This is a genomic window from Mycobacterium sp. 94-17, from assembly GCF_035617725.1.
Lineage (GTDB): Bacteria > Actinomycetota > Actinomycetes > Mycobacteriales > Mycobacteriaceae > Mycobacterium.
In genome coordinates this window covers 1-22,018 of sequence record NZ_JAPIYN010000005.1, presented here as the reverse complement: position 1 = coordinate 22,018, position 22,018 = coordinate 1, and the positions used below count along the sequence as shown (strand labels likewise).

The following is a 22,018-nucleotide window of genomic DNA, read 5'->3' as shown; positions in this document are numbered from 1 at the left end:
AACGCCCGGGCGCTATTTGGTGATGTCGCCGATCAGGTAGCGCTGCATCGTCGGACCGATCGCATCGACGAGTGCGTCCACTGACATTGAGTGCAGCGGCTCGGAGCGGATGCCGTAGCGCATGATGCCCAGGCCCACCAACTGCGAGGCGCACAACGAGGCCCGCAGCGCCGCCTTATCGGCTCCCAGGATCTTCAGCAGTGGGCCGAAGACCGGGCCGATGAACATGCTCTGCACGATCTCGGCGGTCTTCGCCAACCCGGTCGATGCGACGGCGCTGGCCGCAAACGGGCCGCCACCGGCGGCGTCCCACGTCGTGATCAGCATGCGCAAGGTCCGCCGGCCCACCTGGTTGGCCCCGCCGGTGACGATCCGGTCGATGAATTCCGGTGTGCCGAAGGGCAACCGCAGCATCTTGGCGACCGGGTCGAGGATCCCATGCGATGGCTCTTCGCGACGCGGCATGGTGTCAGGATCACCCGTCGGGGACCAAAGATCAAGGAGGGCGGGACACCGGCGCGCCTTGCGCGCAGGCGTTTTGCGCTAGGCGGTGGAACGCACGGCTCGGCCGTGGGCCGGCTGGTGCGGGCTCGATCGGCGCGACGCGTGCCGGGCGGTGGGGGCGAGGACCGGTGGCAGTGCGCGCCGGAACCGATTCGCGACCAGGCGCGCCAGCCCCGGGTGGGTGCCCAGCGGCTCGCTGACGAGGTCGGCGCCGCAGCTGTGCAGCCGTTGCTGGAACAGGCCGTCGGCCAGTAGATATGACGCGACCACGACGCGACGGGCGGGGCGGCGCGCACGGGCCCGGTGCACAGCCTCGGCCAGCCGAGGACCGCCGGTGGCCGCGAACGCCAGGCTCACCCGCGATCCGGTCAGCGCCGACACCAACGTCGCGGTGGTGTGCAGGTCGGCGCGGGCGCCGGGGTCCGAGGTTCCGGCCGCCGCCAGGATCACCGAATCACCGGGACGCCAACCGGATTTCACCAGCTGATCGCCGACGATCCGGGCGACCTGACCGCTCGGACCCAGCGCCGGGGTGACGATGACATTCGGGTGTCCACTGCTCTGGACGTGGACGGGCAGATCGACCTGGACGTGGTAGCCGCGCGACAAAAACGCGGGCACCACGATGGCGGCCCGGTCGGCGGCCCTCACGCGCATCAGGACTTCGCTGGGGATGGGGCCGACCACGTCCACGAACGCAACGTCAACCGCGTCGTGGACGAGTGTACTCACTTGTGCCGCAAGGCGTTCGACCATCTCCACGCCGGCGGCCCTGCGGGTGCCGTGCGCCACCAGGATCAGCGCCATGGGGGATCTTCCGGTTGTTCTATCGCGAGCCGGTAGCCGCGCTTGACCACCGTCGCGACGATGTTCTTGTCGCCCAGCGCCGTTCGCAGCCGCAGCACCGCGGTATCGACGGCGTGGGGGTCATTGCTGTTGCCGGGCAACACCCGCAGCAAGTCGTTGCGCGCGACGACGGCGCCGGGCCGTTGCGCCATTGCGCGCAGGGTCGCCATGCCCGACCCCGACAGCGCCTTCACCGATCCGTCGACGAGCACGCAGGTTCCGCGGATCTCGATGTCGTGACCCGCCGCGCGGATGGTGCATGACCGCAGCGGGGGGAGTTCCTGGGCGATGTGGCGGGCCAACGCCCCCAACCGCATTCGCTCGGGCGACGACGTCGGGATCCCCGCGCGGATCAATGGCTGCGCGGTGACCGGGCCGACGCACATTGCGTGCACATCACTGCGAAGCGCTTGCAGCAGTTGGTCTTCGATGCCCAACTCCCGGCTGCGTTCCAGCATCGCCGCCCCGGCGGGTGCGGAGGTGAAGGCCACCGCGTCGAATTGCCGCCGCGCGACCGAGGCGACGAGTTGGTCGAAGTCGCCACCGGTCGGGGTCGGCTTCCAGCGGTATACGTGGATGGGGACCACCTGTGCACCCGCGGTCCGCAACCCGCTGATGAACTCCGGGAACGGATCCCACTCGTCGGCCGCACCGTGCAGCTGGACGGCGATCCGCTTACCCGCGACGTTCGATTCGAGGAGATAGCGCAAGACTTCGCGCGACGACTCGGATTCGGGCGACCACTCCTCGCGCAACCCGGCGGCGCGCAACGCGCCGGTCGCCTTCGGTCCGCGCGCGACGATGCGTGACCGGGCAAGCGACGCCAGCAGTTGGGTGGCCAGCCCCCAGCCGTCGGCGGCGGCGACCCAGCCGCGGAAGCCGATCCCCGTGTGCGCCACCAAGATATCGGGGGGCTGGGCGATCACCGCTTCGGTGTGATGTTGCAGTTCGTCGTCTTCGGGCAGCGCGATGATGTTGATGGCCGCGGCGCTGGAGACCTCCGCGCCGGATCGGCGCAGCAACGCGCACAGCTCCTCGGCCCGGTTCGCCGACGTGACGGCGACCCGATAGCCGGTCAGCGGCGCGGAGGCAGGCGGCGCCAGTTGGGGGGCCATATGACTTATGTAGTTCTGCGACGTTTCGGTTTCGTTACCGGTCAATTGCTGTGGCATTGCCCGTGTTGCGAGTCCGCTCACACACGGACTGCCGCGGTTTCGGGGGCCGAGCCGGACTGGCTCGGGGTCGGCGCACATAGACCCTCCAGGTGATGGCCGCCGCCACCAGGTAGGAGGCCAGAAACGCCCAGTAGGCCGACGTTTCCGTGCCGGTGCTCAGGTAGGACTGGCGCAGCGCCATGTTGATGCCCACGCCGCCGAGCGCCCCGACGGCCGAACAGATGCCGATCAGCGATCCCGACATCGCGCGTGCCCAATGACGGCGCTCGTCCTCGCTCAGATCCAGCGAGCGACTGCGCGCCTCGTAGACCGAGGGGATCAGCTTGAAGACCGAGCCGTTGCCCATCCCGGACAGGAGGAACAGCATCATGAAGCCGATGACATAACCGGTCATCTCGGCCGAGTGCGCCTGGGCGCGGTGGTCGTCGAGGGTGCCGATGGTGACCAGCAGTCCGGCGCCCAGGGTCATGCCGCCGAGGACGCGCAGGGTGACCAGGCTGCCGCCGATGCGGTCGGCCAGCCGGCCGCCGTAAATGCGCGCCAGCGAGCCCAGCAGGGGCCCGATGAAGGCCACCTGCGCGGCGTGCAGCGCCGCGTGCTTGGGGCTTTCGCCGTTCGCGGCGAAGTTGACCTGCATCACCTGCCCGAATGCGAAGGAGAAGCCGATCCAGGAGCCGAAGGTGGCGATGTAGAGCAGCGAGATCACCAGGGTGTCCCGCTCGAACAGGATCGAGCGCATGGTGCTCAGCTGAGTGCCGTGGTTGACGTTGTCCATGAACAACGCCGCCGCGATGCCGACGACGACAAGGAGCACCAGGTACACCGCGCACACCAGGTACACCGCCTGGTGCGCGGCGGTGGCGAGCACCAGCAGGCCGACCAGCTGGATCACCGCGACCCCCAGGTTGGCGACGCCGGCGTTGACCGCCAGCGCGCCGCCCTTGAGCCGCCGCGGGTAGAAGGCGTTGACATTGGCCAGCGAGGCCGCGTAGTTGCCGCCGCCCAGCCCGGTGAGGGCGGCGCACAGCACGAACGGCCATAGCGGCACACCGGGATTGGCCAGTAACACGATCGTGCCGGCCGTCGGGATCAGCAGCACGAAAGCCGAGAACGTCGTCCAATTGCGGCCGCCGAAGGCGGCGATGCCCAAGGTGTAGGGGATCCGGGCGCAACCGCCGACCAGGGTGGCGACCGCGCCCAGCAACAGCTTGTCGCCGGCGGAGAAGCCGTAGACGGATGGCGGCATGAACAACGCCATCACGGGCCACAGGGTCCAGATCGAAAATGCCACGTGGTCACCTGCGATGGTGCAGAGCAGGTTGCGCAGGGCGATCTTGTTGTTGCCGGCCTTCCAGGCCGCCGTGTCTTCCGGATTCCAGTCCACGATGCGGTGGTTGCGGCCCACCCGGTCGACGGGTCTCGTCACGGCGCTCATGCGCGCGAAATCGCTTGGTTGCTTGCGAACTTGGGAACGTTGGGTGATGGAGTCCCGACGGCCCGGCACCGGTTGGCGTGCATAGAGATCCCTCTCGTCAGGTCCATGAACCGCCGCATCCGGCGGTCCGATGCTCACATTTACGACGCGAGCGGGTCAACCGGAGCCGACCAATATCGCCTGCTAGTTGTTTACGAGTTGTCTGGTAAATCCCTGAGGGGCAATAAATCTGCAGAACTGTGGATTAACACAACCTGAATGGCCGCCGCCACCAAGTGATTTCACACATAGATGTAGCTTCGTGTGAGGTGGAATACACGCGATGCCGCGCGAACAATTCGCGGCCGACTGACGTTAAGAAAAAGGCCAACTCACGGCCCCGGAGTGGGACCCGGCCAAAGCCCTGGGCCGCGCCCAGTGCAGCCGCACCGTCTGCCCGGGCCGCACCTGCGCGATCTTGTCGACGTCCTCGTCGACCACCACGCCGATCACCGGATAACCGCCGGTGACCGGATGGTCGGGGCCCAGTATCACCGGTAAACCGTTGGGCGGCACCTGGATTGCGCCGCGGGTCACCCCCTCGCTGGGCAGCTGCCGGTCCGGGTGGCAGTGCTGCAGCGGCCGGCCGGTCAGCCGCATCCCCACCCGGTCGCTGCGATCGGATGCCACCCAATCGGTGTGCACCAGCGCGTCGGGATCGGCGAACCAGTCGTCGCGCGGGCCGGGCAGCACCAACGACTCGACGACGCCGCCGGTGATGGCGGCCACCGGCGCCTGGTCCAATTCGGGATAGGCGTCGGTGTGCTCGCCGATCGGCAGCCGGTCGCCGGCCCGCAGCGGCGACGGGCCGATGGCCGACATCACGTCGTAGCTGCGCGAGCCCAGCACCGGCTCCACGCAGATGCCGCCGCGGATCGCCAGGTAGCTGCGCAGCCCCGCGCGGGGGGCACCCAGGGAGATCTCCTCGCCGTCACGGACGTGGTGAATGCTGTTGATGCCGAACTTGATTCCGTTGACGGTCGGTTCGGTGTCTGCGCCCGTCACCGCGATGTCCACATCGCCGCCGCACACCCTGGCCGCGAAACCGCCGAACGTCACTTCCACGGTGGCGCTGTCGTCGGGGTTGGCCACCAGCCGGTTGGCCAGCCGGTGCGCGCGCCGGTCGGCGGCTCCGGACCGGCTCACCCCAAGGTGCGCCAGCCCCGGCCGGCCCAGGTCTTCGACGACGGCGAGCGGTCCGGTGCGGAGGATCTCCAGGACGGCCACGGTTGTCTCCTTGGTTACGGTGGCGACTAGACGGCCCGGAACTGAACCCACATGCCCTGCGTGAGCAGCGCCGGGGTGGGCCGCCGCAGATCCCACAGGACCGCGTCGGTGCGGCCGATGAGCTGCCAACCGCCGGGGGACTGGCGCGGATACACCGCGCTGAACTCACCGGCCAGGCCGACCGACCCCGCCGGCACCGACGTCCTGGGCTCGGCCCGGCGCGGCACCCGCAGCCGTGGGTCGCCGTCGACCAGGTACGCGAAACCGGGTGCGAACCCACTGAATGCGACCCGCCACGGCGTTGCGGTATGGGCGTCGATGACGGCCGCAATGGTCAGACCGGTGTGGTCGGCGACCTCGGCGAGGTCGGGACCGTCGTAGACCACGTCGATGACCACGTCGGCGCGGCGCTCGGCGACGGCGTTCGGGGCGGTTGCGACGCGCATCTTGCGCAACCGCTGCCGGATGGCGCCCTGGCGGCGCGGGCCGTCCAGCTTCACCAGCACGGTGCGGGCCGCCGGAACGACGTCGACCACATCCGGGATCGCGGCGGCGCGCAGCGCCTCGGCCCACGCCAATACCTCTGCGGTACTGCCGCACTGCACCATCAGCGCGCGGTCGCCGTAGTCCACGACCGTGTGGCCGACCAGCTCCGTCGGCAGCTCGCGGGCCAGGTCGCCGCTCAGGTTCGTCACGCTCATTACTCGACGGTAACCCCGGGATCGCGGCCTGTGCGAGGGCCGCGTGGCGGATTTTCGAGCACTGCCAGAGCTGCCTTAGCAATCGTTCAAACAGGCGCGACGTGTCCGCCTGGCTAGCCCAGGATCTTGGTGATCAGCGGCGGCAATTGGTCGGCGATGACGGGATAGCTCAGCGGCGACGCGAACGCGATCGCGCCGGCCTGGTCCTTGGTGGTGAAGATGTGGCGGTTCTGCGCGGTGGTGAGCGACCCGGCCACTTCGGGGTCGGCCAGTATCGCCTTCTGGTCGTCCGGGTCCTGGGTCGTCCAGATCACCACGTCGGCGGACTCGAGCACGGATTTGATGTGATCGCGCGGGATGACGGCCCGCTGGTCGGTGCCGAACTGCTTGATGGCGTCGGAGATGACCAGTCCCATCTGGTTCAGAAAATCCGTTCGCCAGCCCGCCATGGTGGCGACGACCGTGCCTTGCCACAGCGCGCCGTGCATCAGCAGCGCCTTCTTACCGGTCCACTGCTGATTCCTCTTGCCGACGTCGGTGAACTTCTGGTCGACCCCGTCGATCAACGACTTCATCTGGTCGGCCTGGAAGACCGCCTGACCGACGACGGTGGCCTGTTCTTTCCATGGCTCAAAGAAGGCGTCGCCGTCCGACTGCGCGACGGTCGGTGCTATCGCGGACAGTTTCTGGTACGTGTCGGCGTCCAGGCCGGCGTTGACCGCCACGATCAAGTCCGGTTTCAGACCGCCGATCTGGTCCACCGGAATGCCGTTGTCCAGGCTCAACACGGTCGGCTGCGCCCCGGCGAGTTTGGGCGCGGCCCACGGCCAGACCGCGAAGGGCTGATCACCGAACCAGTTGGTCACCGCAAGCGGCACCACGCCGACCGCGAGCAGGTCGTCCTGTTCGGTGTAGCCGGCGCTGACGACACGCTTGGGGGGTTCTTTGATGACGGTCTCGCCGAACAGGTGGGTGACCGTCACCGAACCCGGGCCGGCTCCCGGCGCCGGTTTGTGTGACGAGCATCCCGAAGCCAATGCGGTCGCGCCGCCGATCGCGGCGACCCCGGCGGCCCCTGCGAGCTGCAAGAATCCCCGTCGATTCCATCCCTGTCGCATCGCGTGAGAGTATCGCGTTCCGCCCGCTCAGACGCACTGCCGCGCTGTTGGGGCCCGTCAGTCCAGGGGCATGCCGGCGTCCATGAAATCCAGCGCGCGGTAAATGGTGTCGGCGGTCTTCGGTGCGTTGTCGAAGGCGGCCATCATGGCGCCGGTCAATGCCCCCGCGAACACCCGGACCTCGAAATCGTCTGCGGCACGGCCGATCCGGTGCGCGATCGCCTCGGCGGCGACGGTCACGGTGCGGTAGTACTCGTCGTACATGGCGGCCTTGAGCTCGGGTATCGAGAACATCAGGCGCTGCCGGGTGCTCTCGAACTCCAGCTGGTCCTCGGGCAGTTGGGCGATGACGGACTGGTAGGCCCGCCGGAACGCCTGCGCCGGAGACATGTCGTGTGGCTGGGCCTTGACCGCGTCCAGGATCAGCGGGTCCAGGTCGTCGGCGAGCAGCAGCGATTCCTTGGACGGGAAGTAGCGGAAGAAGGTGCTCGGCGACACGTCGGCCGCCTCGGCGATCTGTTCGACCGTGGTCCCGGCGTACCCGTTCTTCTCCATCAGGCGGAACGCCTCGCGCCGGATGGCGCGGCGGGTCTTGATCTTTTTGCGCTCCCGTAGGCCCAGGGGTGCCTCAGTCACCTGCATCCGCCGATTGTCGCGCATCCGCCCTCGTCATGGGCGCGCTGCGCCCGTGCGTTGCAGAGTTCTGACAAACGGGGTCGGGCCGTTGCGATTTCTGCGTATCGCCCGCGTAACTGTGCACGCCACGACCGGTAACAGCGCGTCTTTAGCGTCGAGTGGTCACTGCCCGAGCGCCTCATCGAACCCAGGAGTCTCCCCAGATGACCACGACCATCAGCCCCGTAGCGCAGCCCGCGCCGCCACGCGAGCGTCACGCGGGACGGCACTGGATCGACGACTGGCGGCCCGAGGATCCCGCCTTCTGGGAGGCGACGGGCAAACCGATCGCTCGCCGGAACCTGATCTTCTCGATCTTCGCCGAGCACGTCGGGTTCAGCGTGTGGATGTTGTGGAGCATCGTGGTGGTCGAGATGACCGCGGCGGGCGGTCCCGGACATGCCGGCCATCCCGCCGCGTCGGGGTGGGCGCTGACCGCCAGCCAGGCACTGTGCCTGGTCGCCGTCCCCAGCGGCGTCGGGGCTTTCCTGAGACTGCCCTACACCTTTGCGGTCCCGCTGTTCGGCGGCCGCAACTGGACCACCATCTCGGCGGCGCTGCTGCTCATCCCCTGCCTGCTGCTGGCGTGGGCGGTGAGCCATCCCGGCCTGCCGTTCGCAGTCCTGGTGGCGATCGCGGCGACCGCGGGTTTCGGCGGCGGCAACTTCGCCTCGTCGATGGCCAACATCTCGTACTTCTATCCGGAAAAGGACAAGGGCTGGGCGCTGGGCCTGAACGCGGCCGGGGGCAACATCGGCGTGGCGGTGGTGCAGAAGATCATTCCGCCGATCGTCATCGCGGGTGGCGGGGTGGCGCTGTCACGCGCCGGACTGTGCTACGTGCCGCTCGCCGTGGTGGCGGCGGTCTGCGCCTTCCTGTTCATGGACAACCTCACCGAGGCGTCCGGGACCGGCTCCACAACAGGAAGAGCGGTGAGGGCCCAGGTACAGCCGGTGCTGGAGGCGCTGCGGCACCCCGACACCTGGATCATGTCGCTGCTGTACATCGGCACCTTCGGGTCGTTCATCGGCTACTCGGCGGCTTTTCCGACCCTGCTCAAAACTGTCTTCGGGCGCGGCGACATCGCGCTGGCCTGGGCCTTCCTGGGCGCCGGCATCGGATCGGTCATCCGGCCCCTCGGCGGCAAGCTGGCCGACCGGATCGGCGGCGCCCGCATCACCGCCGCCAGCTACGGGCTGCTGGCGATCGGGGCGGCGGCGGCGCTGTGGTCGGTGCGGGCGGTCAACCTGCCTGCCTTCTTCGCCAGCTTCATGTTCCTGTTCATCGCGACCGGCATCGGCAACGGCTCGACCTACCGGATGATTTCGCGAATCTTCAAGGTCAAGGGCGAGCTGGCGGGGGGCGATCCCGACACCATGGCGGGCATGCGCCGCCAGGCGGCCGGGGCGCTGGGCGTCATCTCGGCGGTGGGCGCCACCGGCGGGTTCGTGGTTCCGCTGGCGTATGCGTGGTCGAAGGCGGAGTTCGGCAGCATCGAACCGGCGCTGCGGTTCTACATCGCGTTCTTCCTCGGCCTGCTCAGCGTCACTTGGTGCTGCTACCTGCGCAAGCACAACGCGATCACGCGGGTGGGAATCTAGGAGGCGCGCAGCGTCAGGTCGACGGCCGCTGCGCGCCGCGGTAGCCGTGCCCTGTTCTTTGCCAAGGGCTGTAGTCGGCGATCAACTCTTCCTGGGGCGGCCGCTGGTCTTCGGGAACGTGCTGCAGGTTGACCCGGATCCGGTACCAGATGGAACTGGGCCCGCGCATCCCGTCGACCAGGACGTCGACCGGCTCGAGCCGGCCGGCCACCTCGGGATACCGGTCGCGCCAGACACCCAGCGCCGCCATCGCCTCGTCCTTCGTCTTGGTGCGGGCGATCTCGATCAGCGGCATCGTGGATGGGCGCCGGCCCGTCCCCTCGCCGGCGCGCTTGGCCGCCCCCTTCGGCGCCCGTTCGGGTGGCCCCATCTCCTCCGCGAGCACCAGCAGGCGGTCGAGGCTGCCGACGGCGTCGCCCATTCCCGCCCAGGGGTCACCGATTTCGGCGAACCGGGCCGGCACGGTGTCGAGGGTGAACGCCGCCGGGTTGCAGCCGGCGACCTCATCCCACCGCAGCGGTGTCGAGACCCGGGCATCCCGGGTCGCCCGCACCGAGTACGCGGATGCGACGGTGCGGTCCTTCGCGTTCTGGTTGAAGTCGACGAACACCCCTTCGCGTTCTTCCTTCCACCAGCGGCTGGTCGCGGCGTCGGGCAGCCGCCGCTCGACCTCCCGGGCCACGGTCTGCGCGGCCAGCCGCACCTGGCGGAACTCCCAGCGCGGGGCGATGCGGGCGTAGATGTGGAAACCGCGCGATCCCGACGTCTTCGGCCACGCCGTCAGGCCGTAGTCCTCGAGCACCTCGCGCGCCACCAGAGCGACGTCCACGATCCGGCGCCAACCGACGCCGGGCATCGGATCCAGGTCGACCCGCAGTTCGTCGGGGTGATCGAGGTCGCCGGCCAGCACGGGATGCGGGTTGAGATCCACGCAGCCGAGGTTGATCGCCCAGGCAAGTCCCGCGGCGTCGTGGATCACCGCCTCGGCGGCGGAAGTGCCGCGCGCGTAGCGCAGCTCGGCAACGTCGACATAGTCCGGCCGGTTGACCGGCGCGCGCTTCTGGAACACCGCTTCTTGCGTGATGCCCTTGACGAATCGCTTGAGAATCATCGGGCGCCCGGACACGCCGCGCAGCGCCCCGTCGGCTACGGACAGGTAATACCGGACCAGGTCCAACTTGGTGTAGGGGCCCGAACCGGAGCCGGTGGTTTCGCGGTCGCTGGCCCCGGGGAACACCACTTTGGCCGGATGGGTGATGGTCACTTGGTGCCCGGCCACCTCCAGCGAAACCGGACGGGTCATGCGGTTCATGCTAATTGGCCAGAATTTCTGGCCGTACTGAGACGGACGTCACATAAGGTGGATTTCATGCCTAACCTCCTCGGCCTGCCCGGTCAGGTCGCCGCGAAAGTCCAGCAATACGTCGAGCGCGGCTCCGCCGAACTTCACTACGTGCGCAAAATCTTCGAATCGGGCGCGTTCCGGATCGAGCCCCCGCAGAACTACGCGGCGATGGCCGCCGACATCTACAAGTGGGGAGAGTTCGGCATGCTGCCCGCCCTCAACGCGAGGCGCCACCCCGAGCGCGCGGCATGCATCGACGAGGAGGGCGAGTTCTCCTACAAAGAGCTCGACGAGGCGGCGCACGCGGTGGCGCACGGGTTGCTCGACAAGGGGATCAAGGGCGGCGACGGCATCGCCATCCTCGCCCGCAACACGCGCTGGTTCCTGATCGCCAACTACGGCGCCGCCCGGGTGGGTGCCCGCATCATCCTGCTGAACAGCGAATTCTCGGGCCCGCAGATCAAAGAGGTGTCGGAGCGCGAGGGCGCCAAGCTGATCATCTACGACGACGAGTACACCAAGGCCGTCAGCAAAGCCTCGCCCGAGCTGGGCAAACTGCGGGCGCTGGGGACCAATCCCGACGCCGACGAGCCGTCGGGCAGCGACGACGAGACGCTGGCGGAGCTGATCGAGCGCAGCAGCAAGGAGCCCGCACCCAGGGCGTCCAAGCATGCCTCGATCATCATCTTGACCAGCGGGACCACCGGCACCCCCAAGGGTGCGAACCGCAGCACCCCGCCGACGCTGGCCCCGGTCGGCGGCATCCTGTCGCACGTTCCGTTCAAGGCCGGCGAGGTGACCTCTCTGCCGGCGCCGATGTTCCACGCGCTGGGTTATCTGCACGGCACGATCGCCATGTTCCTCGGGTCGACGCTGGTGCTGCGCCGGAAGTTCAAGCCGCCGCTGGTGCTGGAAGACATCGAGAAGCACAAAGTGACCGCGATGATCGTGGTGCCGGTGATGCTGTCGCGGATCCTCGAAGCGGTTGAGAAGAAGGACTCCAAGCCCGACCTGTCCAGCCTGAAGATCGTGTTCGTGTCGGGATCGGCGCTGGGGGCCGACCTGGCCGAACGAGCGCTCAAGGATCTCGGTCCGGTCATCTACAACATGTACGGCTCGACCGAGATCGCGTTTGCGACCATCGCCGAGCCCAAGCACCTGGAGCACAACTCGTCGACCGTCGGCCCGGTCGTCAAGGGCGTGCGCGTGAAGATCTACGACGACAACGGCAAGGAGCTGCCTCAGGGCGAGGTCGGGCGCATCTTCGTCGGCAACGCCTTCCCGTTCGAGGGCTACACCGGCGGGGGTAAGAAGCAGATCATCGACGGGCTGTTGTCCTCGGGCGACGTGGGCTACTTCGACGAGAACGGTCTGCTGTTCATCAGCGGCCGTGACGACGAGATGATCGTGTCCGGCGGCGAGAACGTCTTCCCGGCCGAGGTCGAAGACCTCATCACGGGGCATCCGGACGTCGTGGAGGCCACCGCGATCGGCGTCGAGGACAAGGAATGGGGCCACCGGCTGCGCGCCTTCGTGGTGAAGAAGGACGATGCCGACCTCGACGAGGACAGCGTGAAGCACTATGTGCGTGACCACTTGGCCCGTTACAAGGTGCCCCGTGAGGTGATCTTCCTGGACGAACTGCCGCGAAATCCCACCGGCAAGATCCTCAAGCGCGAGTTGCGCGACATGGACGTCGAATAGCCCGTCCGGGGGGCAGGCCGCGCCTGGTCGGCGGCGTCAGCGCCGGTCTTTGATGGCGCGGGTGATTTGCGCCGTGAGTTTGGGGTCGACCAGAAGTTGGTCGATCAGCGCGGTGAGGACCTCTTGTCCGGTCACGCGGGCGACCCCCAGCCGGTCGGCCGCCTCGCGCTGCCAGATGTCGAGGGCCCGGTGAGTGGCCGCCGGCAGGTCGACCGTTCGACGGGTCCGCTGGGTGCGGCCCTGTTGGCCGGCCGCCGGTGGGGCGACGAGCCGATGGCCGCCTTGCTGCCCGAGGCTGGTGAGACGCTCGGTGGGGGCGGCGTCCCCGGAGTGCCCGGCGGCCGAGTTGGGGGCGCGGAACGCTCCGGCGCCTGGTCCGCCGTGGCTGCTGTTGAAGTTCACTTCGGTGTCTTCCTCCGTGAGTGCCAATCAGTAAATCAGCGCTCGGTGCCGTTCGATACGGATTTTTGTGTCGATACTGATTCTGTCACCGAGGCCAGCGTAAGTCGCGTCGCCCGGCCGCGGACAGCCACGACGGGTCGGCGGATCGAATCGCGTGGCGTGTGAGGCGGGATGACGTCCCGGTGCCTTAACCGTTCAGCAAACATATCTTGGCCATTATTTTGCAGGGTTAAATGGTTGATTGAGCGTTGGTCAATGGCCGGTAGCCGAGCGTGACGCTGCGCCAGATTCAGCAGATAAGTAAAGTGGAATGGCCTGATATACGTACCCGTGGGGATACGCGATCCAGTACATCAGTAGCCCGTATCGCCGCTGTTTAGAGCGTTTTATGGCCGTATTCGTCAGTATTCGCGCACTTGCGTAGTATGCGAATACGCCATACCGGCAATGATGAATTAGCGCCGTCTTTTGTCAACGATTATTACCTAATTCACAGCAAGAATCCGCCGCTTTAATATTGTTTGCCGATATACATTTGAGCTAATGTCCGGTTGTATCGATATCAAGGTTGTGGAAGGAAGCACTCCGATGATGATCTCTTCTCGGTCGCTACGCGGCGCGGCGGCAGGCGTGATAGGCGCCGGAGCTGTGACCGGCGCATTGCTGTTCGGCGGTGCCCCCGTGGCCCAGGCCGCCCCCGGCCCCGCGGCCGGTACGAGTTTCGCGGTCGCCGGTCCCCACGGCGGGCCCGGCATGTTCCCCGACCGTCCCGGCTGGGGCCACGGTGGCTGGGGCCATGGTGGCTGGGGCCGCGGGGGCTTAGGCCACGGGGGTTGGGGCCACGGCGGTTGGGGTCGTGGCTGGGGGTTCTGGGGCCACCGGCACTGGTGGAACTGGTGGTGGTGACCACTAAGGCGTGGTAGCCGGCCGGCCCGACACGCCAACCCTCGGGTCGGCCGGCCCGCGGTGGGGGGAAACCATGCCGGCCTGACCGAGTCAGGCCGGCATGGTCATATCCGGGTCATATCCGGAGTGCCGTTGCGACGATTACGGGTCGCGGGGCAGGCCCAGCAGCCGTTCGGCGATGATGTTGAGCTGCACTTCGGAGGTGCCGCCGTAAATGGTGGTGGCGCGGCTGGCCAGCAGGTATTCGCCCCATTTGCCGGGCAGCTGGTTCGTGTCGCCGATCGCGGCATCGGTGCCGAAGGTCGAGACCGCGAATTCGGCGTAACCCTGGCCGGTGCGCATCGAGAGCAGTTTGGAGATCGCCGCAGACGGCATGGCGTCCCCGCCGGCGAGCGTCAACAGCGTCGAACGCAAATTGAGCACCTTGGCCGCGTGACCCTCGGCAATCAACTGGCCCGCCCGATGCTGGTCGATCTGGTCGAAGTGGCCATCGCGAACGAACTCGACGAACTGTGCCAGCGTGGCCAGGAAGTTGGCCTCGCTGCTGCCGATCGACACCCGCTCCGCGGTGAGGGTGTTGCGGCTGACCTCCCATCCCCGGTTGACCTCACCGAGCACGCACTCGTCGGGCACGAACACGTCATCGATGTAGACGGTGTTGAACATGGCGTTGCCGGTGAGCTCCCGCAGCGGCTTGACGTCGACGCCCTCGCTCTTCATGTCCAGCAGGAAGTACGTGATGCCACCGTGTTTGGGCGCGCTGGGATCTGTCCTGGCCAGCAGCGCCCCCCACTGCGAGAATTGCGCGGCGGTGGTCCAGATCTTCTGGCCGGTGATGCGCCAGCCGCCGTCGGTCCGGGTGGCCTTCGTGGTGAGGCCCGCCAGATCCGACCCGGCGCCCGGCTCGGAAAACAGCTGGCACCAGATCATCTCGCCGCGCAGGGTCGGCGGCAGGAACCGCTGCTTTTGCTCCTCGGCTCCGAACGCCACGATCGACGGGATGATCCAGGTCGCGATCCCCGTCTGCGGGCGCTTGACCCGCCCGGAGGCGAACTCCTGGGCGATGATGACCTGCTCCACCGGGCTGGCGGCCCGGCCCCACGGCTTGGGCAGATAGGGCAGCACCCAACCGCCCTCGGCGATGGCGACCTTGCGCTGCTCGCGCTCGATGTCCTTGAGCGCGGCGACCTCGGCGCGGATCTCGGCCCTCAGCTTCTCGGTGTCGGGGTCGAGGTCGATGTCCACCGCGCGCATGCCGGTGGTGGTGGCGGTGTCGACGACCTTCTGCGGGTAATCCGAGCTGCGGCCGAAGGAGGCGGCCAGCAGCAGCGCCCGGCGGTAGTACACGCCTGCGTCGTGCTCCCAGGTGAAGCCGATCCCGCCATGCACCTGGATGCAGTCCTGGGCGCAGCGCTGGGCGGCCGCCGGCGCCAGTGTCGCGGCCACGGCGGCGGCGAACTCGACGTGAGAACCCACTGTGTCCCAATTGTTTTCGCGGGCGTCGTCGATCGCACGGGCGGCGTCCCACACGGCCGCGATGGCCCGTTCGGTGTCGGCGATCATCTCGGCACACTTGTGCTTGATGGCCTGGAACTGGCCGATCGGGCGGCCGAACTGCTCGCGAATCTTGGCGTAGTGCGAGGCGGTGTCGGTGGCCCAGCGGGCCACGCCGACGGCCTCGGCGGACAGCAGCGTGGTCATCAGCGCGTGCGCCGTCGCCATGCTCAGGTTGGTCAGCACGACGTCCTCGCCGACCTCGACGGCATTGGCCCGTACGTCGGCGATGGGGCGCAGCGGGTCCAGGCTCTTCACCGGCTCGATCTCGAGCTGGTCGGCGCGCAGCATCACCCACGCCTCGCCGCTGTCGATCGCGACGGGCAACACCAGCAGCGTGGCCTGACCCGCGGCGGGGACCGCGCGGAGTTCGCCCCGGATCACCAGGGAACCGCCCTGCCGGGTGGCGGTCAGCGCGCAGCAATTCAGGCCGTAGGCGGCGATCTCGGCGCCCGACGCCAGCTCGGAGAGCACTTTCGCGTCCGGGTCGTGCGCGGAGATCAGGGCGCTGGCGATCGCCGACGGCACGAACGGCCCCGGCACCGCCCCGTATCCGAATTCGGCCAGCACGATGGCCAACTCGAGAATGCCGAAGCCCTGCCCGCCGACGGATTCGGCGAGATGAACGCCCTGCAGTCCCTGGTCGGCGGCGGCCTGCCAGTACGGCGGCGGGTTTACCACCTTGTCCAGGGGAGTTTCCATCGCCTCGTGCAGCGTCTCGGACGGTGCAACGCGCGCCACCAGTGAGCGCACGGACTCGGCCAGGGCTTGATGCTCGGGATTTATCGCGATCGGCATTGGTTGCCTTCCGTTACTGCAGGAGGCCGTGTCGGCCAAGTACCTTCCAAGCTAACAACCAGTCGGTTGGTTGACGATCATGGGCCGGCGGCCGTTCGCCGCGCAACAGCGGTCCGGGGCCGGCGAAGAACTCAGCGCCAGCGCTTGCTGATCCATTGGGTGATGGCGTCGGCCTGCTCGCTGCGTGCGCCCGGCGTGGTGAAGTAGTGGTCGGTGTCCACCGAGGCCTGCATCTTGTCGGTGGAGGCGAGCGCGTCGAAAATCCGTTGGGCGTCCGAGGGAAACACTCCGGTGTCGGCCTCGGCGTTGATCACCAGGGCGGGACACGTGATCCGGGCCAGGTGCGGTTCGGCGCGGGTCTGCGCGACGCGCAGGCTCCACATGCCCAACCAGCTGCGCAGCGTGCAGGCCGCCGCGATGCCCTGCGCCGAGCGGTTCGCCTTGGCCGGGACGCCCGCGTAGCACATGTTGGGTTGTCGTTTGGTGGGCTCGATGCCGGCGTCGACCATGCGGGGATCGGCCCAGGTGCGCATCACGCTGAACGGGCGATCGGAAAACCCCGCCGCACGAACGCGTTTGAGCTCGGTTTCGGCCCAATCGGTGATCGCGTGGTTGCGCGCGGTCTGCGCGCCGCGGTAACGGGCGAGAAACTCCGGTGAGTAGGGCGGCCCGTTGCGCTCGTTGAACAGGTCGAGGTCGGCGTCGGTGGCGACGGGGTCGTTCTCGTCGACGACGGCGGCGTCCATCCAGGCGGTGAGCACCTCCGGGCGCCCGGGGTGAGCGGCGGTCGCCACATAGCCGTCAGCGGGCGGCAATTCGGTCAGCCCGGCCGCCGGGCGCATCCCGTCCAGGGGGGTGACGTTCGGTTCGGTGGCCTGCGACTGATAGGCGCCCATCAACGAGCCGCCACCTGAATTACCCAGCAGTACAACGGTGTCCACGCCCTGTACCTCTCGCAGCCAGCGCACCCCGACACCGATGTCGACCAGTGCGTGGTCGAGCAGGAAGCTGCTCTCGAAGCCCCGGAACCTGGTGTTCCAGCCCAGGAACCCGATGCCGCGGGTTGCCATGTAGTCCGCGAGATAGTGCTCGGAGAAGTCGATCTGGTAGTGCGTGGCGATCATCGCGACTTTGGGTTTGCGTCCCACCCCCCGGTGATACAGACCCTGGCACGGGTGTCCGCCGGCGCCCGCACGGCCCGCGGTGCGTGACGGCAGTCCGACGAATTCGCGGATCACTCCGGCACGGGTACGCCCGGTCAATTCAGCGGTCCCCCTTGCGCATAGATGGCCCGGTAGTAGATGTTGGCCAGGGTTTGGATGCAGGCCCGGTCGTCGGGTTCGGCCGCACGCGGACCGCTGAGCTGCAGGTAACAGAACTGGTTGAACATCGCCACGATGGCCTCGGCGATCAGCCGCGGGTCGTCGTCGCGGCAATAGCCCTCGGCCTGGGCGCGCCGGACCGATTCGTCGATGAAAGAAATTGGTATTTCACAGATTTCGGCCCAGTACCGGGCGAAGTCGTCGCTGATCATCGCCAGCTGCGACACGCTGATCACCTCGGCGAGCCGGTTGCGGTAGGTGTGCCAGTGCGCGGCAGCGGCGGCGTGCGCGCGCTCCCGATCGGACAGACCGTGTTCGGTCACCGACCGCGCGCGCTCGTTGGCCTCGTCGCGGAAGCGCAGCGCCCACTGACGCACCATCGCCTCTTTGGAGTCGTAGTAGTTGTAGAACGACGCCGCCGAACGTCCGGCTTCGGCGGCGATGTCGGCGATGGTGGTGGCCAGGACGCCCTTGCGCGCGATGACGCTCCGGGCGGCCACGTCGATGGCGGCGCGGGTGCGCCTGCCCCGAACGGTGGGAAGTTCGGCCGGACGGCCGTCCCGGCCGACAGGAGACGCCGCGGTCGACACCTGTACACCTCCCTGGGCGAAAACTGAAACTGATGTTAGATTCAGATTCGAATCTTGGCCAGGGTCGTCGTGCCGAGGGGAGCCACCAGATGATCAAGCCGCACAACGTCAACACGGAATTCGAACTCGGCGGGATCAACCACGTCGCGCTGGTGTGTTCGGACATGGCGAAAACCGTGGACTTCTACAGCAACATTCTCGGCATGCCGCTGATCAAATCGCTGGATCTGCCCGGCGGCGCGGGCCAGCATTTCTTCTTCGACGCCGGCAACGGCGACTGCGTCGCGTTCTTCTGGTTCGCCGACGCCGCGGATCGGGTGCCGGGGATCTCGTCGCCGGGTGCCATCCCGGGCATCGGCGACATCACCAGCGCCGTCAGCACGATGAACCATCTGGCCTTCCACGTGCCGGCCGAGAAGTTCGACGCCTACCGTCAGCTCCTCAAAGACAAGGGCGTGCGGGTCGGCCCCGTGCTCAACCACGACGAAAGCCCCAGGCAGGTGTCCGCGACCGTGCATCCCGGCGTCTACGTGCGCTCGTTCTATTTCCAGGATCCCGATGGCATCACCCTCGAATTCGCCTGCTGGGTCAAGGAATTCACCAGTGACGACGCCCGGGCGGTGCCCAAGACCGCGGCGGACCGACGGCCCACGGTGGGCGCCGCCCACTGATCCGGCCGGCCGGGCCGGAGGATGGTTGCATGACCGACGGCATTCTGACCGACGCGCAGATCGCGGAGCTGACGCCTCAGCAACGGCGCGAACTGATCACCCGGCTGGCGAAACCGCTGGGCGACGTGATCGACCCGGAGTTCCTGGCGCGGGTGCGGCGCACCCGACTGAGCCTGATGGTCGGTGGCGCCATGGCGATGGTGCCGTGGCTGGGATATCTGGCGGTGACGCTGCCCGAGAACTACGTGGTGCACAACTGGCCCATCATCTGGATTGGTTTCGACGTGCTCCTGGTCGGGTTCATGCTGATGACGGCGGCGCTCGGGTACCTGCGTCGCCAGCTGCTGGTGCTCGCCGCCTTCACCACCGGGGTCCTGCTGATCTGCGACGCCTGGTTCGACCTGATGACCGCCGGGCCCAAGGACATCTGGCTTTCGTTGATCACGGCACTGCTGATCGAGGTACCGCTGGCGATCTTCATGATCACCAGCGCGGTGCGCATCATGCGGCTCACCATGATGCGGTTGTGGCTGCTGCGTCCCGGGATGCGGCTCTGGGATCTGCCGCTGTTCCCGTGAGCCGGGCCGGCGCCCGATCGCGATTTCGCGGTGGTGGGCTAACCGTCCGCCCGCGTTTCGGTGAGGCGGTACAGGTTCGGCTCGGCGAGCTCGTCGAGCAGCGCCGCCAGCTGGTCGACGAGCTGGCCGGGTTCTAGCCGGACGTCACCGGCCAGCCAGGCGCTGATGGTCTGCCCGACGCCACCGACCACGAAATGCGCGGCGGCCTTGATGCGTTCGTTCGCCGGGACCCGCAGCGCGTGGCCGACGTGCTGGCCGGACAGCATGGCGAACAGCGTGCTGGACTCGGCGCGTTTGCGCACGATCACCGGGTCGGCCAGCTGGGTGCTGAACAGCAGCCGGCCCACGCGGGGATCGTCGGTGATGGTCCGCACGATGTTGGCCATGCCGGCACGCGTCTGCTCGTCGGCCGGCACCGCGGCGACCGCCGCCTGGGTGGTGGCGGCCAGCTCGGCGACCACCCAGTCGAACACGCTGGCGACGAATTCGTCTTTGTCGGCGAAGCTCTCGTAGAAGTACCTGGCGGCCAGACCGGCGCTGCGGCACACGCCGCGGACGGTGACCGCCGAGATATTCGGCCGCCCGTCCCCGAGCATGTCCAGGCCGGCGGCGAGCAGCCGGTTACGGCGAGCGGCCAGGCGCTCGGCGGCCTCAACCCCCCGGTAAGGCCGTGCGCCGGCCGTCTCGCCCATGGAGACCATCTTGACACTCATGCCGTGTCGCGACAATATCAGGAAACAAGTGTTCGCACATTAGCGGATGCGTCCCGCGGGAGGACATGACCATGGCAACTCATGAGACGGTGCATCAGCCGATTGCGCAGGTCGAGCGCCGGGTCTGCGATCCGTCCCGTGCGCAGCGGCGCATGCGGGTGCGGGCGCTGGGCATCGATGAGGGTTTGATGGGCGTCGCGCTGCTGGCCGGCCCGGCGAACGTGATCATGCAGTTGGCGCAGCCCGGCGTCGGCTACGGCGTGATGGAGAGCCGCGTCGAAAGCGGTCGGGTCGACCGGCATCCGATCAAGCGCGCCCGCACCACCTTCACCTACCTGGCCGTGGCGGCCAACGGCAGCGATGCCCAGAAGGACGCGTTTCGCCGGGCGGTGAACCGCGCCCACGCGCAGGTGTACTCGACCGCGGACAGCCCGGTCTCCTACAACGCCTTCGACCCCGCTCTGCAGTTGTGGGTGGGGGCCTGCCTGTACAAGGGTGGCGTCGACATCTACCGCATGTTCATCGGGGAACTCGAGGGCGAAAACGCCGAACGCCATTATCGCGAGGGCATGGCGCTGGCCACCACCCTGCAGGTTCCGCCGCAGATGTGGCCTGCCGACCGTGCGGCGTTCGACCGTTACTGGGAAGAGTCGCTGTCCAAGGTGCACATCGACGACGCCGTACGTGAATACCTGTTTCCCATCGCCGCCAACCGGATTCGCGGCCTGCGGTTGCCGCGTCGGCTGCAGCGCCTCTCCGAGAACTTTGCGCTGCTGATCACCACCGGCTTCCTGCCGCAGCGGTTCCGTGATGAGATGCGGCTGCCCTGGGATGCCGCCAAGCAGCGCCGCTTCGACAGGTTGATCGCCGTGCTGGCCACGGTGAACCGGTTGCTGCCGCGGTTCATCCGCCAGTTCCCCTTCAACGTGTTGCTGCACGACCTGGATCGCAGGGTCAGGAAGGGTCGTCCGCTGGTGTAACCCGGTGGCGCGGGCGCCATCATTTGAAAACGATAATCATATTCATTAGGCTTCCTGGTCTGGTAACCCTTCCAGCCTGAGGAGTGCCTATGACGGCGCCAATGTGGATGGCCGCCCCGCCCGAACTGCATTCCGCGCTGCTCAGCAGCGGCCCCGGGCCCGGGCCATTGCTGGCCGCGGCCGGCGCATGGTCGCAGCTGAGTGCCGAATATGCTTCTGCCGCACAAGAATTGACCGCATTGCTGACGGGGGTCCAGACCGCGGCATGGCAGGGGCCCACCAGCGAGTCCTACGCGGCCGCGCACCTGCCTTACCTGGCGTGGTTGATGAAATCCAGCGCCGACAGCACCACCGCCGCCGGTCAGCACGAGGTGGCCGCCGCGGCCTACACCGCGGCCTTGGCCGCGATGCCCACCCTGCCGGAACTGGCCGCCAACCACATCGTGCACGGCACCCTGGTGGCGACGAATTTCTTCGGCATCAACACGATTCCCATCGCGGTCAACGAGGCCGACTACGCGCGCATGTGGGTGCAGGCCGCCACCACGATGTACACCTACCAAGCGGTGAGCACCGCCGCGGTCGGATCCACGCCGCAATCCGATCCGGCGCCACAGATCGTGAAATCCGATGCCACAAGCGATGATTCATCAGACCCGGACCACGACCCGACCATCGACAATCCGTTCAACGACTTCATTGCGCAGATCTTGAAAAACTTCGGGATCAACTGGGACCCCGCCCAGGGCACGGTGAACGGGCTGGACTACGACGCCTACACCAACGCCGGGGAACCCATCTTCTGGGTGGTGCGTGCCCTGGAACTGCTGGAGGATTTCGAGCAGTTCGGCTATTACCTGACCCAAAACCCCGCCGTGGCCTTCCAGTATCTGGTCCAGCTGGCACTGTTCGACTGGCCGACACACATCCTGGAGATCTTCACCAGCCAGCCGGAGTTGTTGGCTCCCGCGCTTTTGCTCGCGGCCGCCCCCTTCGGCGCCGTCGGTGGCTTCGTCGGGCTGGCGGGCGTGGCCGTCGTGCCCCCGCCCGCGGTCCTGCCTGCGCCCGCGCCGGGCCCCGCCCCGCCGCCGCCCACCCTGCCGGCCGTGGCCATGGCCCCGAGACCCGTCGCGC

Annotated in this window: 21 protein-coding genes; 7 read left to right on the top strand and 14 right to left on the bottom strand. The window is 67.7% G+C overall.

All coding sequences use genetic code 11. The features are described 5' to 3' along the window. Positions 1-12 precede the first annotated feature (12 nt). From OQ789_RS07815 to OQ789_RS07780, 8 genes are all read right to left on the bottom strand, one after another. Positions 13-465: a hypothetical protein gene (locus tag OQ789_RS07815; protein WP_324684735.1), complete on the bottom strand. Its 453-nt coding sequence runs from the start codon at positions 463-465 to the stop codon at positions 13-15. 78 nt (positions 466-543) lie between these two features. After that, complete coding sequence (locus tag OQ789_RS07810; RefSeq protein WP_324684733.1) at positions 544-1,311, bottom strand: sirohydrochlorin chelatase; 768 nt, start codon at positions 1,309-1,311, stop codon at positions 544-546. Continuing rightward, the gene (locus tag OQ789_RS07805) at positions 1,302-2,453 is read right to left on the bottom strand and encodes a uroporphyrinogen-III synthase (protein ID WP_324685051.1); all 1,152 of its coding nucleotides are present in this window, start codon (positions 2,451-2,453) and stop codon (positions 1,302-1,304) included. Before OQ789_RS07805 ends, OQ789_RS07810 begins: the two co-directional genes overlap by 10 nt. A gap of 46 nt (positions 2,454-2,499) precedes the next feature. Beyond that, entirely contained in the window at positions 2,500-3,930 is a 1,431-nt protein-coding gene (locus OQ789_RS07800) for a nitrate/nitrite transporter (RefSeq protein WP_324685050.1), read from the bottom strand. A gap of 384 nt (positions 3,931-4,314) precedes the next feature. Beyond that, a complete protein-coding gene (locus OQ789_RS07795) occupies positions 4,315-5,226 on the bottom strand; it encodes a 5-oxoprolinase/urea amidolyase family protein (protein WP_324684732.1) in 912 nt (303 codons plus the stop codon). Positions 5,227-5,252: 26 nt separating this feature from the next. Beyond that, positions 5,253-5,927, bottom strand: a complete 675-nt coding sequence (locus tag OQ789_RS07790) for an allophanate hydrolase subunit 1 (RefSeq protein WP_324684731.1) — start codon at positions 5,925-5,927, stop codon at positions 5,253-5,255. A gap of 113 nt (positions 5,928-6,040) precedes the next feature. Beyond that, positions 6,041-7,045, bottom strand: coding sequence for an ABC transporter substrate-binding protein (locus OQ789_RS07785; protein WP_324684729.1), 1,005 nt, complete (start codon positions 7,043-7,045; stop codon positions 6,041-6,043). Positions 7,046-7,102: 57 nt separating this feature from the next. Beyond that, the gene (locus OQ789_RS07780) at positions 7,103-7,687 is read right to left on the bottom strand and encodes a TetR family transcriptional regulator (protein WP_324684728.1); all 585 of its coding nucleotides are present in this window, start codon (positions 7,685-7,687) and stop codon (positions 7,103-7,105) included. Positions 7,688-7,884: 197 nt separating this feature from the next. On the opposite strand from OQ789_RS07780, the gene OQ789_RS07775 reads away from it, so the two are divergent. Further along, positions 7,885-9,321 (top strand): nitrate/nitrite transporter, encoded by a 1,437-nt coding sequence (locus tag OQ789_RS07775; protein ID WP_324684726.1) that lies wholly within the window; start codon positions 7,885-7,887, stop codon positions 9,319-9,321. A gap of 13 nt (positions 9,322-9,334) precedes the next feature. On the opposite strand, the gene OQ789_RS07770 is transcribed toward OQ789_RS07775, so the two are convergent. Further along, the gene (locus OQ789_RS07770; protein WP_324684724.1) at positions 9,335-10,633 is read right to left on the bottom strand and encodes a DNA polymerase domain-containing protein; all 1,299 of its coding nucleotides are present in this window, start codon (positions 10,631-10,633) and stop codon (positions 9,335-9,337) included. 57 nt (positions 10,634-10,690) lie between these two features. Between OQ789_RS07770 and fadD2 the strand changes: the two genes are divergently transcribed. Then, the gene (gene fadD2, locus OQ789_RS07765; RefSeq protein WP_324684723.1) at positions 10,691-12,370 is read left to right on the top strand and encodes a long-chain-fatty-acid--CoA ligase FadD2; all 1,680 of its coding nucleotides are present in this window, start codon (positions 10,691-10,693) and stop codon (positions 12,368-12,370) included. 36 nt (positions 12,371-12,406) lie between these two features. Here the strand turns inward: fadD2 and OQ789_RS07760 are convergent, their stop codons facing one another. Beyond that, a complete protein-coding gene (locus OQ789_RS07760) occupies positions 12,407-12,772 on the bottom strand; it encodes an ATPase (protein ID WP_324684721.1) in 366 nt (121 codons plus the stop codon). Between the two features lie 588 nt (positions 12,773-13,360). On the opposite strand from OQ789_RS07760, the gene OQ789_RS07755 reads away from it, so the two are divergent. Then, positions 13,361-13,678 carry a hypothetical protein gene (locus tag OQ789_RS07755; protein ID WP_324684719.1) on the top strand — a complete coding sequence of 106 codons (318 nt, stop codon included), beginning with the start codon at positions 13,361-13,363 and terminating at the stop codon, positions 13,676-13,678. A gap of 141 nt (positions 13,679-13,819) precedes the next feature. Here the strand turns inward: OQ789_RS07755 and OQ789_RS07750 are convergent, their stop codons facing one another. From OQ789_RS07750 to OQ789_RS07740, 3 genes are all read right to left on the bottom strand, one after another. After that, positions 13,820-16,030: an acyl-CoA dehydrogenase gene (locus OQ789_RS07750; RefSeq protein ID WP_324684717.1), complete on the bottom strand. Its 2,211-nt coding sequence runs from the start codon at positions 16,028-16,030 to the stop codon at positions 13,820-13,822. Between the two features lie 131 nt (positions 16,031-16,161). Beyond that, positions 16,162-17,292: an alpha/beta hydrolase gene (locus OQ789_RS07745; RefSeq protein WP_324684715.1), complete on the bottom strand. Its 1,131-nt coding sequence runs from the start codon at positions 17,290-17,292 to the stop codon at positions 16,162-16,164. Continuing rightward, positions 17,289-17,942: a TetR/AcrR family transcriptional regulator gene (locus OQ789_RS07740; protein ID WP_324684714.1), complete on the bottom strand. Its 654-nt coding sequence runs from the start codon at positions 17,940-17,942 to the stop codon at positions 17,289-17,291. The genes OQ789_RS07745 and OQ789_RS07740 overlap by 4 nt, the downstream gene beginning before the upstream one ends. 89 nt (positions 17,943-18,031) lie before the next feature. Between OQ789_RS07740 and OQ789_RS07735 the strand changes: the two genes are divergently transcribed. Both OQ789_RS07735 and OQ789_RS07730 read left to right on the top strand, forming a co-directional pair. Beyond that, complete coding sequence (locus OQ789_RS07735; protein ID WP_324684713.1) at positions 18,032-18,613, top strand: VOC family protein; 582 nt, start codon at positions 18,032-18,034, stop codon at positions 18,611-18,613. A gap of 29 nt (positions 18,614-18,642) precedes the next feature. Further along, positions 18,643-19,191 carry a hypothetical protein gene (locus tag OQ789_RS07730; protein WP_324684711.1) on the top strand — a complete coding sequence of 183 codons (549 nt, stop codon included), beginning with the start codon at positions 18,643-18,645 and terminating at the stop codon, positions 19,189-19,191. A gap of 38 nt (positions 19,192-19,229) precedes the next feature. Here the strand turns inward: OQ789_RS07730 and OQ789_RS07725 are convergent, their stop codons facing one another. Then, positions 19,230-19,883, bottom strand: a complete 654-nt coding sequence (locus OQ789_RS07725; protein ID WP_420716071.1) for a TetR/AcrR family transcriptional regulator — start codon at positions 19,881-19,883, stop codon at positions 19,230-19,232. A 92-nt stretch (positions 19,884-19,975) separates the two neighbouring features. Between OQ789_RS07725 and OQ789_RS07720 the strand changes: the two genes are divergently transcribed. Continuing rightward, positions 19,976-20,884 (top strand): oxygenase MpaB family protein, encoded by a 909-nt coding sequence (locus OQ789_RS07720; RefSeq protein ID WP_324684708.1) that lies wholly within the window; start codon positions 19,976-19,978, stop codon positions 20,882-20,884. A gap of 89 nt (positions 20,885-20,973) precedes the next feature. Continuing rightward, positions 20,974-22,018 (top strand): PPE family protein (locus OQ789_RS07715; RefSeq protein WP_324684707.1); only part of this gene is annotated, 1,045 nt, incomplete at its 3' end.

What these genes read in the sequence shown, in the direction of transcription:
- OQ789_RS07815 (WP_324684735.1), bottom strand. Translation starts at nt 465, where the DNA reads ATGCCGCGTCGCGAAGAGCCATCGCATGGGATCCTCGACCCGGTCGCC.
- OQ789_RS07775 (WP_324684726.1), top strand. Translation starts at nt 7,885, where the DNA reads ATGACCACGACCATCAGCCCCGTAGCGCAGCCCGCGCCGCCACGCGAG.
- OQ789_RS07810 (WP_324684733.1), bottom strand. Translation starts at nt 1,311, where the DNA reads ATGGCGCTGATCCTGGTGGCGCACGGCACCCGCAGGGCCGCCGGCGTG.
- OQ789_RS07720 (WP_324684708.1), top strand. Translation starts at nt 19,976, where the DNA reads ATGGCAACTCATGAGACGGTGCATCAGCCGATTGCGCAGGTCGAGCGC.
- OQ789_RS07770 (WP_324684724.1), bottom strand. Translation starts at nt 10,633, where the DNA reads ATGAACCGCATGACCCGTCCGGTTTCGCTGGAGGTGGCCGGGCACCAA.
- OQ789_RS07730 (WP_324684711.1), top strand. Translation starts at nt 18,643, where the DNA reads ATGACCGACGGCATTCTGACCGACGCGCAGATCGCGGAGCTGACGCCT.
- OQ789_RS07750 (WP_324684717.1), bottom strand. Translation starts at nt 16,030, where the DNA reads ATGCCGATCGCGATAAATCCCGAGCATCAAGCCCTGGCCGAGTCCGTG.
- OQ789_RS07725 (WP_420716071.1), bottom strand. Translation starts at nt 19,883, where the DNA reads ATGGGCGAGACGGCCGGCGCACGGCCTTACCGGGGGGTTGAGGCCGCC.
- OQ789_RS07780 (WP_324684728.1), bottom strand. Translation starts at nt 7,687, where the DNA reads ATGCAGGTGACTGAGGCACCCCTGGGCCTACGGGAGCGCAAAAAGATC.
- OQ789_RS07790 (WP_324684731.1), bottom strand. Translation starts at nt 5,927, where the DNA reads ATGAGCGTGACGAACCTGAGCGGCGACCTGGCCCGCGAGCTGCCGACG.
- OQ789_RS07785 (WP_324684729.1), bottom strand. Translation starts at nt 7,045, where the DNA reads ATGCGACAGGGATGGAATCGACGGGGATTCTTGCAGCTCGCAGGGGCC.
- fadD2 (WP_324684723.1), top strand. Translation starts at nt 10,691, where the DNA reads ATGCCTAACCTCCTCGGCCTGCCCGGTCAGGTCGCCGCGAAAGTCCAG.
- OQ789_RS07755 (WP_324684719.1), top strand. Translation starts at nt 13,361, where the DNA reads ATGATGATCTCTTCTCGGTCGCTACGCGGCGCGGCGGCAGGCGTGATA.
- OQ789_RS07735 (WP_324684713.1), top strand. Translation starts at nt 18,032, where the DNA reads ATGATCAAGCCGCACAACGTCAACACGGAATTCGAACTCGGCGGGATC.